This is a genomic window from Acinetobacter sp. NIPH 1852, from assembly GCF_022549455.1.
Lineage (GTDB): Bacteria > Pseudomonadota > Gammaproteobacteria > Pseudomonadales > Moraxellaceae > Acinetobacter.
Genome location: NZ_JAKZGG010000005.1, coordinates 21,482 through 33,954 on the forward strand (window position 1 = coordinate 21,482; position 12,473 = coordinate 33,954).

At 41.8% G+C, this 12,473-nt stretch carries 13 protein-coding genes, 4 tRNA genes and 1 riboswitch; of the genes, 14 read left to right on the forward strand and 3 right to left on the reverse strand.

Going from position 1 to position 12,473, the window contains the following annotated elements; all coding sequences use genetic code 11:
- Nucleotides 1–29 precede the first annotated feature (29 nt).
- The 12 genes from MMO38_RS05460 (at nucleotide 30) to MMO38_RS05515 (ending at nucleotide 8,173) form a co-directional block, all read left to right on the forward strand.
- Nucleotides 30–1,748 (forward strand): tetratricopeptide repeat protein, encoded by a 1,719-nt coding sequence (locus MMO38_RS05460; RefSeq protein ID WP_004670048.1) that lies wholly within the window; start codon nucleotides 30–32, stop codon nucleotides 1,746–1,748.
- Between the two features lie 4 nt (nucleotides 1,749–1,752).
- Nucleotides 1,753–2,334 carry a lipoprotein insertase outer membrane protein LolB gene (lolB, locus tag MMO38_RS05465; RefSeq protein ID WP_241322848.1) on the forward strand — a complete coding sequence of 194 codons (582 nt, stop codon included), beginning with the start codon at nucleotides 1,753–1,755 and terminating at the stop codon, nucleotides 2,332–2,334.
- Between the two features lie 16 nt (nucleotides 2,335–2,350).
- Nucleotides 2,351–3,184 (forward strand): 4-(cytidine 5'-diphospho)-2-C-methyl-D-erythritol kinase, encoded by an 834-nt coding sequence (gene ispE / locus MMO38_RS05470; protein ID WP_241322849.1) that lies wholly within the window; start codon nucleotides 2,351–2,353, stop codon nucleotides 3,182–3,184.
- Nucleotides 3,183–3,257 (forward strand) — tRNA-Gln (locus MMO38_RS05475). Before ispE ends, MMO38_RS05475 begins: the two co-directional genes overlap by 2 nt.
- Before the next feature lie 30 nt (nucleotides 3,258–3,287).
- Nucleotides 3,288–3,362: transfer RNA gene (locus MMO38_RS05480), tRNA-Gln, on the forward strand.
- A 16-nt stretch (nucleotides 3,363–3,378) separates the two neighbouring features.
- Nucleotides 3,379–3,453: transfer RNA gene (locus tag MMO38_RS05485), tRNA-Gln, on the forward strand.
- A gap of 84 nt (nucleotides 3,454–3,537) precedes the next feature.
- A tRNA-Gln gene (locus MMO38_RS05490) sits at nucleotides 3,538–3,612 on the forward strand.
- Nucleotides 3,613–3,712: 100 nt separating this feature from the next.
- Nucleotides 3,713–4,666, forward strand: coding sequence for a ribose-phosphate pyrophosphokinase (locus MMO38_RS05495; RefSeq protein ID WP_004670043.1), 954 nt, complete (start codon nucleotides 3,713–3,715; stop codon nucleotides 4,664–4,666).
- A gap of 97 nt (nucleotides 4,667–4,763) precedes the next feature.
- Nucleotides 4,764–5,060: a 50S ribosomal protein L25 gene (gene rplY / locus MMO38_RS05500; protein ID WP_004670042.1), complete on the forward strand. Its 297-nt coding sequence runs from the start codon at nucleotides 4,764–4,766 to the stop codon at nucleotides 5,058–5,060.
- Nucleotides 5,061–5,078: 18 nt separating this feature from the next.
- Entirely contained in the window at nucleotides 5,079–5,660 is a 582-nt protein-coding gene (pth, locus tag MMO38_RS05505) for an aminoacyl-tRNA hydrolase (protein WP_004670040.1), read from the forward strand.
- 147 nt (nucleotides 5,661–5,807) lie between these two features.
- On the forward strand, nucleotides 5,808–6,188 hold the full coding sequence (gene panD, locus MMO38_RS05510; protein ID WP_241322850.1) for an aspartate 1-decarboxylase: 381 nt from the start codon (nucleotides 5,808–5,810) through the stop codon (nucleotides 6,186–6,188).
- Between the two features lie 200 nt (nucleotides 6,189–6,388).
- The gene (locus MMO38_RS05515) at nucleotides 6,389–8,173 is read left to right on the forward strand and encodes a patatin-like phospholipase family protein (RefSeq protein WP_241322851.1); all 1,785 of its coding nucleotides are present in this window, start codon (nucleotides 6,389–6,391) and stop codon (nucleotides 8,171–8,173) included.
- A 16-nt stretch (nucleotides 8,174–8,189) separates the two neighbouring features.
- Here MMO38_RS05515 and MMO38_RS05520 read toward each other — a convergent pair whose 3' ends face one another.
- Both MMO38_RS05520 and MMO38_RS05525 read right to left on the reverse strand, forming a co-directional pair.
- Nucleotides 8,190–9,371 carry a hypothetical protein gene (locus MMO38_RS05520; RefSeq protein WP_241322852.1) on the reverse strand — a complete coding sequence of 394 codons (1,182 nt, stop codon included), beginning with the start codon at nucleotides 9,369–9,371 and terminating at the stop codon, nucleotides 8,190–8,192.
- 5 nt (nucleotides 9,372–9,376) lie between these two features.
- The gene (locus tag MMO38_RS05525) at nucleotides 9,377–9,598 is read right to left on the reverse strand and encodes a hypothetical protein (protein WP_241322853.1); all 222 of its coding nucleotides are present in this window, start codon (nucleotides 9,596–9,598) and stop codon (nucleotides 9,377–9,379) included.
- A gap of 184 nt (nucleotides 9,599–9,782) precedes the next feature.
- Nucleotides 9,783–9,960: riboswitch (FMN riboswitch) on the forward strand.
- Nucleotides 9,961–10,052: 92 nt separating this feature from the next.
- Here MMO38_RS05525 and ribB point away from each other — a divergent pair.
- Complete coding sequence (ribB, locus tag MMO38_RS05530; RefSeq protein WP_241322944.1) at nucleotides 10,053–10,712, forward strand: 3,4-dihydroxy-2-butanone-4-phosphate synthase; 660 nt, start codon at nucleotides 10,053–10,055, stop codon at nucleotides 10,710–10,712.
- A gap of 47 nt (nucleotides 10,713–10,759) precedes the next feature.
- On the opposite strand, the gene MMO38_RS05535 is transcribed toward ribB, so the two are convergent.
- On the reverse strand, nucleotides 10,760–11,434 hold the full coding sequence (locus MMO38_RS05535) for an HAD-IA family hydrolase (protein WP_241322854.1): 675 nt from the start codon (nucleotides 11,432–11,434) through the stop codon (nucleotides 10,760–10,762).
- Nucleotides 11,435–11,527: 93 nt separating this feature from the next.
- Between MMO38_RS05535 and MMO38_RS05540 the strand changes: the two genes are divergently transcribed.
- Nucleotides 11,528–12,295, forward strand: a complete 768-nt coding sequence (locus tag MMO38_RS05540; protein WP_241322855.1) for a hydroxymethylpyrimidine/phosphomethylpyrimidine kinase — start codon at nucleotides 11,528–11,530, stop codon at nucleotides 12,293–12,295.
- Nucleotides 12,296–12,473: the final 178 nt, after the last annotated feature.

A 12,473-nucleotide genomic window follows, 5' to 3' on the forward strand; every position in this document is an offset into this window, starting at 1 on the left:
TAAAAAGCATTACTTTGGATCAATAAAAATTGCGTCAACTATATCGCCGTATCCATTTTCACGGCAAGACGATTAGACGGTATTCTACCACAATCTTATTGTTAGGTAGTATGAGCGCTTACGCCTCCGCACAAGCAATACACGACATGTATGCAGATCAGAGCTTTGAATACGCACTGAAACAAAGCATGGTTGCAGAGTTTTCTCTCGCCTACGATGATATTCCAACAGCATTGCACAATTATACTGTGCTTGCGATTCGCAGCAATTCAACCACCATCAAACAGCGCGCGCTAGACATTGCACTTGAATATGACGATTTGCAAGCCGCTTTAGATATTGCCACCCATTGGGTTGAACAAGAGCCAGAAGATGTTCCAGCATTATTCTATTTGTCACATATTTCGCTCAAAACCCATGAATATGACCTTGCCGCAAAAACACTGGATAAGATTTTAAATATTGATCCAACTGCTGATCTAGAACAAATTTTAGCTGGGATCGCACCTGAACAAGCGCAAGATCGCAAGATCTTATTAAATGCACTCAGTGCAAGTAAAGAAAAAAACAACCCATCCATTTTGGCATTAATCGCAGGATTAGAAGCACAAGATGGCTTATATGAACAAGCACTCACAAATATTAATCGTGCACTGCGCAAACGCTCAAAATCCACGAGTTTCGTTTTAATGAAAGCCAATTTACTTATGGCTTTAGGTGATGAAACCGCAACTCAAAAATGGCTGGCTCAAGCCAGTCGCAAAAACAAGAATAATATTGATATCCGTTTAGCAGAGGCGCGCTACTATATTCAGCTCAATCAACAGCAACAAGCTTTTGATAAACTGAAAGCGATTATTAAAGATCATCCCCAAGCCGAAGACGCCTTATTTATTGCTGGTTTGACCAGTATTGACCTCAAACAATACGAACATGCTGAACAATATCTGGTTGAGTTACGTCATTCTGAAAAATACCAAAATGAAGCGTATTATTACCTCGCGATTAATGCGCAACGTAAGCAACATTTTGAGACAGCAAAGGCCTATTACCGTCTGGTCGATGGCAGTCTATATATTGTTTCTCGACGCAACATGATTTCTATTTTTGAACAACAACAACAACTCAATGATGCGCTGCGTTTTTTAACACAAGAGCGAGTGAATTATCCGCAACACGCCAGTTTCTTATATCAAGCCCAAGCGGATATTTTAAAGAAAATGGACAATAAAAAGGCAGCTTTGGCATTGCTTGATGAAGCCATCAAAAATATTCCAGATGATCCTGAATTGATTTATGCCGAAGTTTTATTACTCGATCCATTTACTGACCGAGATAAGCTCGATAAAACCTTAAAACAATTGTTATTGATTGAGCCGAATAGCCCAACCTATCTAAATGCTTATGCCTATACACTCGCCTTACAAAATCGCCGTTTGAAAGAAGCACGAAAATATGCAGAACTAGCGCTTGAATACGCGCCTGAACAAGCATCTATTTTAGATACACTCGGTTATATTGCCTTTTTGCAAAATGATTTTGATACTGCCGTTGCGGTTCTTGAACAAGCGTATGGTCTGAGTCAGAACATCAATATCGGGGTTCGCTATGCCAAAGCACTGTATATGCAAGGTTCACTCACGCAATTTAGCGATGTGTTACAGCAATTGAAACAAAAACATGCGAATGCCCCACAATTACAACAACTTGATAGCTTAATCTTACCTGTCACTGTAAAAAAGAGTTAAATCCATGCGTTTTTTTCCAAAACTATGCGTCGCAATATGTAGCATTAGCGCGCTGTTTTTAACGGGCTGCCAACATTTAAGCCAACCCAAAAAAGTTCTTACATCGCCCCAAGTACAGGATGAAAACAACTTCAGTTTGCAAGGAAAAATTGGCGTACGCACACCACAACAGTCTGGTAGTGCATTCTTCACATGGATACAACAGCAAGAACAATTTGATATTGAACTGACAGGCATCCTTGGTGTCGGAAAAACACAGATTCAGGGTAGATCGGGTGAGGTCACGCTCAATAGTGCTAAAACTGGTTTAATTACGGCAACATCACCTGAGGAATTATTAGAAAAAGCCACAGGTTGGCAAGCGCCTATTATGCATTTAACACATTGGGTACAGGCCAAACCTGCGACCCTACACGCGCAAGCAACCCGAGATGAAAACCAACGTTTAAAACAACTGATTGAAGATGGCTGGACCGTCGACTTTAGTTATAACGATGCCCAAACGCTACCCAATAAGCTGTTATTGAAACAAGCGCTTGCCGAAGATCAAGAAAACCGTATTACAATGGTCATTCAAAACCGATAGTTTAGATTATTCTATTATGATTAGAGTCCCTTCCCCCGCTAAATTGAATTTATTTCTTCATATCACAGGTCGTCGAGAAAATGGTTATCATGAATTACAAACGATTTTTCAACTGATTGACTTGTATGACTGGATGACTTTTGAAGAAACTAATGAAGAAATCATTCAAATTCAAGGCTTAGCAGAAGTACAACTCGAACAGAATTTAATCTATCGAGCAGCTCAGTTACTCCGCCCCCATGCCAAAAAACCCTGTGGTCTCAAGATCCAAATTGAAAAAAATATTCCAATGGGCGCGGGGCTAGGTGGCGGTTCTTCCAATGCAGCGACCACCCTGATTGTACTCAATCAACTTTGGCAATGCGGTTTAAAAGATCAACAACTCGCTGAGTATGGCGTACAACTTGGTGCCGATGTTCCCATCTTCGTTTATGGACGAAATGCATGGGCAGAAGGGATCGGTGAACATTTATCATTCATAGACTTAGCGCAAAAAAAGTTCATAATTTTAAAACCTGACTGTTTTATCAGCACTCAACAGCTATTTTCACAAAAATCATTGACAAGAGATTCTAAGATCACTACATTTTGCGCCTATCAGTTACAACCTTCTCTTTTTAGAAATAACTTTGAACCTTTGGCTCGACAGTTATATCCTGAAGTTGAAGAAGCAATGCAATATTTAGATCAGTTTGGTCTAGCAAAGCTTACAGGTACAGGTGCTTGTGTTTTTACTGAAATAACCGAAGAGATGGACATCGCGTTGATCTTGCAAAACGCACCATGTAAAGCTTACGTGGTCAATAGTTTAGCAGAATCACCTTTACGAAATTTCGAAGTTATGCGTTAGGGGCGTCGCCAAGTGGTAAGGCACCGGGTTTTGATCTCGGCATCCGTTGGTTCGAATCCAGCCGCCCCTGCCAATTTTCATCTGTAGATATATGTAATACATTAGGGGCGTCGCCAAGTGGTAAGGCACCGGGTTTTGATCTCGGCATCCGTTGGTTCGAATCCAGCCGCCCCTGCCATTACATTATCAAATTTAGGGGCGTCGCCAAGTGGTAAGGCACCGGGTTTTGATCTCGGCATCCGTTGGTTCGAATCCAGCCGCCCCTGCCATTTCTTTAGACAGGCTTGTTTTATATTGATATTGATCAAACATATTGACAATACCGTATAAAACCATTAAAGTTCTGCCGCATTAGGGGCGTCGCCAAGTGGTAAGGCACCGGGTTTTGATCTCGGCATCCGTTGGTTCGAATCCAGCCGCCCCTGCCATATAATAGATTGTTTCTAAACTACCCGTTGGAAAAATTTAAAACTTTTCCCTTGCGCTCGGGTGAAGCGTTGCTTCACTTAATCCTCGCTCAGGTGCTTCATGCCCAATCTTGTCGTTTTTAGTGGAAGTGCTCATCCACAGTTCGCCCAAAAAGTCGTAAGTCATTTACATATTCCATTAGGAGCTGCTTCAGTTAGCAAGTTCTCTGATGGTGAGATTTCAGTTGAAATTACTGAAAATGTACGTGGCAAAGACGTTTTTATCGTCCAATCTACTTGTGCGCCAACCAATGATAACCTTATGGAAATCTTGGTTATGGCAGATGCTTTGCGTCGCGCAAGTGCAGGTCGTATCACAGCAGTCATTCCGTACTTTGGTTACGCACGTCAAGATCGACGTCCGCGTTCTGCCCGTGTACCGATTACTGCTAAAGTTGTTGCAGATATGCTAACAACTGTAGGTATTGACCGTGTTGTGATGATCGATCTGCACGCAGACCAAATTCAAGGTTTCTTCGATATTCCTGTTGATAACATCTACGGTACGCCTGCCTTGTTAGCTGATTTACATCAGCAACAACATCACAACTTAATGGTGGTTTCACCTGACGTTGGCGGTGTAGTGCGTGCTCGTGCTGTTGCAAAACAACTGGGTGATATTGATTTAGCGATCATTGATAAGCGTCGTCAAAAAGCAAATGAATCTCAAGTGATGCATTTGATTGGTGATGTCAAAGATCGTGACTGTGTCATCGTAGATGATATGGTTGATACAGCAGGTACGCTTTGCAAAGCGGCTGATGCACTAAAACAATTTGGTGCGCGTCGAGTTATTGCTTATGCAACTCACCCTGTTTTATCTGGCAAAGCCATTGAAAACCTTCAAAACTCTGTTATTGATGAACTTGTTGTAACCGACACGATTCCTCTTTCAGATGAAGCAGCAAACATTGGCAAAGTTCGCCAAGTATCTGTTGCTAGCATGGTTGCTGAAACAATTCGTCGTATCAATAACGAAGAATCTATTAGCGCGATGTTTGATAGTTATCTATAATAGCCCAGCTTTTTTCTTAAACCCTAGCTTAGCTAGGGTTTTCTATCACTAAACTGGTCGCAAGTTTAGTCTCTTAAAACTCAATGAGGATATGCCCATGGCAAACTTCGTATTAAATGCTCAAGCACGTGAAGCTGCACTACAAGGGAAAGGTTCGAGCCGCCGCCTTCGTCACGCAGGAAAAATTCCAGCAATCGTCTATGGCGGTAGCGCTGAGCCTGTAACAATCACTTTAGAGCTTCGTCAAATCGTTAAAGCTTTAGAAAACAATGCTTTCTTTGAAGAAGTGATTGAAATCCAAATCGGTGATCAAGTTGAAAACGTTAAAATCAAAGCGTTACAACGCCACCCAGCAAAAAACACACCTATGCACGCTGACTTCATCCGCGCATAAGTGTTAAAGGCTTAATTAGTGTCAAATATTTCGCTAATTGTTGGTTTGGGCAATCCTGGAAAGGAATATGCCCAAACTCGCCATAATGCAGGTTTTTGGTTTGTAGAACAGCTTGCAGATCGTTATGGTATTCAGTTAAAAGCTGATCCGAAATTTCATGGATTCAGTGGTCGTGGTCAAATTGAAGGTCATGACGTACGTCTATTACTCCCCACAACCTTTATGAACCGTTCTGGTCAAAGTGTTGCCCCTTTCGCTAAGTTTTATCATATTTCTCCTGAATCGATTTTAATCGCTCATGATGAACTAGATATGGATCCTGGCGTTATTCGTTTGAAAACAGGTGGCGGACACGGCGGACACAATGGTCTACGTGATATCGTTCCTCATCTTGGTGCTAATTTCCACCGCTTACGGATTGGAATTGGACATCCTGGCTCTAAAGAGCGTGTCGCAGGTCATGTACTAAACAAAGCCCCAAGCAGTGAACAAGATTTAATGGATGCAGCACTTGATCATGCCTTATCTAAAGTGAAAATACTTGTTGATGGACAAGTTGCACTGGCGATGAATCAAATCAATGCTTACAAACCCACTTAAACTTACGACTGTATTGTTGAACAATCATACTTGCCATATTGCATTTTTAAGCGCAAAATGCGCATCGAACCGCCAAATAGCCCGCGGAAAACGTGACAAGTCAACCATAAGATATTCATCTTAGGTCTTACTCAGGAGACGCTAGCCATGCTATCTCGTTTATTAAAATGTAAAATTCACCGTGCAGTTGTGACACATGCTGAACTTCATTATGAAGGTTCTTGCGCAATTGATGGTGTATTAATGGACTTAGCAGGGATTCGTGAATACGAAGAAATCCACGTATGGAACGTCACTAACGGCAAACGTTTCACAACCTATGCAATTCGTGGTGAAGATGATTCAGGCATTATTTCAGTCAATGGTGGCGCAGCACACCAAGCTGATGTAGGCGATTTAGTGATTATTGCTACTTTTGGTGACTTCACTGAAATAGAAGCAGATCTACACAAACCGCGTTTAGTCTATGCGAACCCAAACAATACGGTCAGCCACACCGCAAACTGTATTCCTGTACAAATCGCATAAGCGTTAAAGATTCCAAAAGAGCCAGTCAAAAATGAACTGGCTTTTTTATGCCTCAGCTTTTTCTACCGCAATAGCAGTATTTTCCCAAAAACCATAAATACAAAAAAAGCCTAAACAGAAGCCCTCTTTTACTCAACCGCACTTGTAAAACAGCTCAATGCTTTATTAAATGAGTAGATAATAAAGATAATTTGAAAAATATGGATATTATAAAAACGCTGAGTAAAGTCACAGTCTTTGCAGAGTTGGATGCTGACCAACTAAACACCATCGCCAGCTATGCTCATATTCTGCATTTACAAACAGGACAAATGCTTTATCAGCTCAATGACAGTGCCGATCATGTTTATATTATTGCCTATGGTCGCGTTAAACTCACTACCGCTTCAGGTTTATCAACCTATTTGGGCCGTCATGACATCGTGGGGGAAATGGGTACCATTTCCAAACAACCTCATCACGGCACAGTTCATGCCATCCGAGATACCACCCTATTCGCGATTCCGCAGCAGCCATTTTTAGACTTCATTCACCAATATCCAAACGTTTTACTGGCCTTGTCTCGGCTGATCATCGCACGCTCGCAACCCGAACTACAGCATACCCATGCCATGAGTCATAACCGCACGTTATCTATTGTTCCTGTCACATCACAAATTCCAGCTATTCATCTCGCAGAACAATTGACTGAGCATTTACAACGTTGGCCACAAGTTCGCTTAGTCACAGCCGCACATGTGGATGCACTATTTGGCATTGGGTTTAGTCAAACGCCTCTCGACTACGGTGCAGATGACTTAAGATTACGTCAATGGTTAGCAAGCTTAGAAGAAAAGCATTGTTACGTCCTTTATGCTGCACATACCCATGACGATGAGTGGGCAAAACGCTGTCTACATCAGGCAGATCGCATCTTAATTTTAGCCGAAGCCAATCAGTCACCTGTTGAAACCCAACTTGTTGATGTATTAAATCAATATGATTGGCAAAGCCCGATTGAATTAGTGTTATTGCGCTCAGAGGCTGATCCCTCCCCCCATACATTACGTTGGAAACAACTCTATCGCGCCCGTGCCCATTATTTTATTCATCCTTGGGCACAAGCGGATATCAGCGCTGTCGCTCGGCAAATCTCCAGTCGAGGTCTAGGCTTGGTGCTGGGTGGTGGCGGTGCGCGTGGATTTGCACACATTGGTTTAATTCGCGCATTGGAACAACTACATATCCCCATTGATATTGTCGGTGGAACCAGTATGGGTGCATTCGTTGCTGCTTTGGTTGCGTGTGGTTTTGATAGTGTTGAAATGACTCATATTGCTTATGAAACTTTCGTTGCCCGAAACTATCTAAATGACTACACCATGCCTCGAGTATCTTTAATACGTGGACAACGATTCCATAGTCGGCTTCAAGCAATTTTTGGGCATCGGCGAATAGAAGAGTTGAAACGAACCTATTACTGCATTTCAACCAATCTGTCGACGGGTCAAGCCGTGATTCACGATCAAGGCGAACTGGCAACGTGGGTCGGTACTAGCATGAGTGTGCCCGGTGTAGCACCGCCTGTAGCATGGCATGAGAATTTATTGTGCGATGGCGGGATTATTAATAACCTCCCGACAGACGTAATGCAAAATTTGGAAAGAGGTGCAATTATTGCCAGTAATGTCAGCTTAAACGATGATATCCGCATCCCCGGTATCGGTTTAAATGAACCCGATCAAAGTGCCCTGCTCAACTGGAACAAATTGATTAAAGATAAACTGTTACCTGCGCCACGACTGGCTGAAATTTTAATGCGCACCGCGACACTTGCCAGTGATACCATGATTCAAGCGGCTGCGATTGAACGGGCAAATTTACATATCCGTATGCCAATTGAGGGCATCGGTATGTTTGATTGGCATAAGCTAGATGAGTTAGTAGAACGCGGTTATGAACATGCTTTGGCAACATTACTGCCTATTCGAGATACGTTGCCATAATCTTAATACTTCATACTCAATGTACTGCAGGCACATCAATCTGATAATGATCTAATAAAGCGTCTAAATATTGATAAGTTTCAGCATCCAATTGCTGCATATAAACATTGAGAATTTTTCGACATTGTCGCTGCTTTTCTATCGGCATACGCCCAACGATATCGAAAGTCACTTCCCATTGCGAACGTAACAAAGAGGCGTAGGCAATGTGATGTAAAACCTGTTCATCAATTTGTGCAATTGCTGTTGCAACCACTTCTCTTGCTTGATCTTGCATATAGTTCACGACCACCAACATGTCCGTCCATAAATGACAATGATCTGCGGCAGCCACGATGCTTTGAATAATGTCGACTTGGCGCAATGCAGGTAAATTTGCAACATAATGCTGAGCCTGAGCAGATAGGCCTGCGACAACGGGCAACATATCCTCCCAAAGTTGATCTTCTTGAGCCGCCTGAATAATGGCATTGATGACCGTTTCACCCTGCTGTACAGCCAAATCACCAAGTTCTTGTTTTAATTCATAACCAATATGACTCATTAATGCCAAAAGTTTGGGCCAGACCAAACGTTGCGCTGGATCACAGATAATCAATAATGCCTTTTCTATACGTGCTTTCGGTAATACATGAACCAAATGATCAATACGCTCTCTAGATTCAATATAAAAAGCGATTTCTAAAAGATCACTTTCTTGCTCAACTATTTGAGCCACATCTTGCACCACCTCATCCGACAACATACTCACGAAGCGTCCCATGGTCACAAAGTCACGTTGTTGCAAAAGAACCTGTGCAATATCCATAATCTGATGCGTCGTTAGAAATACCAATAATTCTCGTGCTAATCGTGGGTCAAGATGAACTGAGATTTCAGCAAGCGTTTCGGCGGATAATTTTTTAGCAATCCGATATAAGTTTTCAGTGGATAGATGCACGGCAATTTGTGCCACAATCAACGGATCTAAAAATCGTTTAACCATGAAAACATTTAACCCATTTGGCAACCAATTGACCCAAGTTGCCAAGTGCCGAAACCGTGCTTTTTGCTGATCTTGTAATAATTCAATGATTGCAAAGCGAAACTGTCTGAGACTTTCTGGTGATATTTTTTGCAAGAAAAGCAATTGTTGTTCCGAAACCTTTAGGATTCGTGCAAGTTTTATAATCTCAGCATGTACAGCTAATCGCGTCATTGCACTTACCTCTCTATTTTACTTTTGAGCAGGAAGCGTAGAAAAAAAGGGACTTGAAATAAACGCTGATTAATTTTTCGATTTTCTTCTAACACAGTGTGCTGCAATTGCTGATTTAACCAAGCTAACTCTTGTGTGGATAAATGGGAAAACTCTTTTAGATTAATCACGGGTCGATGTATTTGCTGCGCAAGTTGCTCGAGATCTGTTTGAACTGCCTTTTCCATTGGCGATCGCCTCACTTTCTTGTTGTTCTATATTTTGAGTTTATGCTCAATTTAGTTCTATTACCAATTTCACTGATTAATGGAAAATCTTGAAGCATGTCTCAGCATTATTCTTGATTGTTATAGAACGATTCATTCTATAAAAGTTATATTTTTCACGCAAAATATGACTATAATCAAAGCACATCGCTTCAGGGCGGGGTGAAATTCCCCACCGGTGGTAAGTTAGACTTTGATCATCAATGACCTAATCAGCCCACGAGCTGGTATCGTGAGGGTCAGTGACATATTGCCCCTTATGTACTCGCAGATTTGGTGAAATGCCAAAGCCGACGGTATAGTCCGGATGAAAGAAGACGAAACCACCAAAACAACTTTGGTTTTTTGGTGTGCGCTTATTTTTACATCAGTCCTGAAATGTTCAACCGTAACCTATTTACGAGAGCGTTTCATTATGTCGAGTTTAATTCAACCCGAACTTTTCTTTTCAGCCCTTTCCCCTGCTGAACAACGTATTCAACAAGCTTTAGATGATATCCGCCAAGGCAAACCTGTGTTGGTGATGGATGATTTTGACCGTGAAAATGAAGCGGATCTGATTGTTGCATCCGAAACATTGACTACCGAAACCATGGCACAAATGATCCGTGATGGTTCAGGGATTGTCTGTCTTTGCTTAACTGAAGAATTGGCAGATCATTTGCAACTTCCACCGATGGTTGTGGACAATTCAAGCCAGTTCAAAACAGCCTTTACGGTGACGATAGAAGCGGCACAAGGTGTGACCACAGGTGTTTCTGCGAAAGACCGTGTTACCACAGTTTTAGCAGCGACTAAAGCTGGTGCTGTTGCCAGTGATCTCAGTCGTCCCGGTCATGTTTTTCCTTTACGTGCACGTGATGGTGGTGTTTTGACACGTCGTGGGCATACCGAAGGAACGATTGATCTAGCCCGTTTAGCTGGCTTGAAACCTTCAGGTGTCTTGTGTGAATTAACCAATCCAGATGGTTCGATGGCTTCAGGTATTCAAGTGTTAGCGTATGCACAAACACATGACTTAACCGTGATTAGTATTGATGAACTGGTGCAATATCGCTTAAAGCATAATGTTTAATTAAAAAAATAGCCTCGAATCATCGAGGCTATTTACCTATTCAATGCTTATGAAACTTTTCGTTCAACATTGATCTCATTTACACACTCAAGCAATTCATTAAATTGTGCAATCTGCGTTACTGGCTGTGCTTGGATCAATTCTTCTACCGTACCATAACCATAATTCACCGCAATGGTTTCAATCTGATTTGCACGTGCACCAATCACATCATATTGACGATCACCCACCATGATACATTGCTGAGCATTCAACTGTTCTTTCTCAAGAATATAAGCAATTAAATCTGCTTTATTGGTACGTTCACCTGTCAGCTCACTCCCATAAATCCCAGTAAAATATTGATCTAACTGGAAATGAACCAAAATTTGTTTGGCATAAACTGTTGGCTTCGCTGTTGCAAGAAATAAGCGATATCCCTGTGCCTGTAGCTGTCGCAAAGTGACTTCTACAGTTGGATAGACTTCATTTTCAAATAAACCTGTAACCGAAAAACGCTCACGATAGGCAGCTAACGCTTGCTCAGCCAAGTCATCATCTTGTGTGTCTAATAATTTTGCCAAAGATGCTTTCAGTGGTGGACCAATGGTCCAATCTAAATCAACGTCATTCGCCAAAGGTTGATTGAGCTTTTCTAGCGCATAACGAATTGAACCATGAATCCCAGTTTTCGGGTCAGTCAAAGTCCCATCTAAATCAATCAGTATATTTTTGATCGTCATTCGTCCAATCTCTTAAAGCCTTACACAACGGAGTCGAGAGTTTCTCGAAACTTCCCTATACTAACGTAAATGAAAACATAAAAGGAAATTGCAGTGCGTCCGACCGTACTTTGTTTTTCAGGTTTAGATCCATCTGGCGGTGCTGGTTTACAAGCCGATATTGAAGCAATTGGGCAAAGCGGTGCACATGCTGCGATTGCATGTACTGCGCTGACCATTCAAAACTCTCAACAAGTTTTTGGTTTTGAAGCGACATCAAAAGAACTATTGCTTGCACAAGCAAATGCCGTGGTTGGTGATTTACCAATTAAATGCGTTAAATCTGGAATGCTCGGTACCACCGATAATATTGCGGCTTTAGCTGAATTTTTACGTGAACATACCGACTACCAATACGTACTCGATCCAGTGCTCGTCGCCAATAGTGGCGGTTCACTAGGCGATCAAGCCACGCTAGTCAAAGCCTTTGTTGAGCTGATTCCTTTAGCCACAGTGATTACCCCAAATACGGTTGAATTAACTGCCTTAACGGGTATAAATGACATTGAGCAAGCCACTCAAAAATTATTTGAAATGGGTGCAAAAGCAGTGCTGGTCAAAGGTGGGCATGAAGACACACCCGATCATATCCGAAATGTCCTGTATGCCGATGGTAAAATGATTGCAGAAAGCCATTGCCCTCGCCTAGAAGGACAATATCATGGTTCAGGTTGTTCTTTGGCAAGTTTTATTGCGGGACGATTAGCTTTAGGTGATTCACTCAAAATCGCAGTTCAACATGCAGAAACATGGTTATTTGGTGTGTTAAAACATGCCGAAACACCTGTTCCGAATGGGCAAAAGATTCCAAAGCGGTTTTAAACCGCTTTGCTTATCCATAAAAATTAAGCCAAGACTTTTACAAAAATCGATAACGGGTTCAATATCTTGCAGATCAGTAGTATCGTATTTTCAGAAAATACTAAGTATGCCCTACTATTTTAGGCATATCTAAGACGCTATATGAAAATTTATCATTAACTCCTATAAACATATGCAA

Excerpts from the sequence above, each read along its gene's own strand:
- panD (WP_241322850.1), top strand. The coding sequence starts at position 5,808 with ATGCTATCTCGTTTATTAAAATGTAAAATTCACCGTGCAGTTGTGACA.
- ispE (WP_241322849.1), top strand. The coding sequence starts at position 2,351 with ATGATTAGAGTCCCTTCCCCCGCTAAATTGAATTTATTTCTTCATATC.
- ribB (WP_241322944.1), top strand. The coding sequence starts at position 10,053 with ATGTCGAGTTTAATTCAACCCGAACTTTTCTTTTCAGCCCTTTCCCCT.
- lolB (WP_241322848.1), top strand. The coding sequence starts at position 1,753 with ATGCGTTTTTTTCCAAAACTATGCGTCGCAATATGTAGCATTAGCGCG.
- MMO38_RS05535 (WP_241322854.1), bottom strand. The coding sequence starts at position 11,434 with ATGACGATCAAAAATATACTGATTGATTTAGATGGGACTTTGACTGAC.
- MMO38_RS05525 (WP_241322853.1), bottom strand. The coding sequence starts at position 9,598 with ATGGAAAAGGCAGTTCAAACAGATCTCGAGCAACTTGCGCAGCAAATA.
- MMO38_RS05495 (WP_004670043.1), top strand. The coding sequence starts at position 3,713 with ATGCCCAATCTTGTCGTTTTTAGTGGAAGTGCTCATCCACAGTTCGCC.
- MMO38_RS05520 (WP_241322852.1), bottom strand. The coding sequence starts at position 9,371 with ATGACGCGATTAGCTGTACATGCTGAGATTATAAAACTTGCACGAATC.
- MMO38_RS05515 (WP_241322851.1), top strand. The coding sequence starts at position 6,389 with ATGGATATTATAAAAACGCTGAGTAAAGTCACAGTCTTTGCAGAGTTG.
- rplY (WP_004670042.1), top strand. The coding sequence starts at position 4,764 with ATGGCAAACTTCGTATTAAATGCTCAAGCACGTGAAGCTGCACTACAA.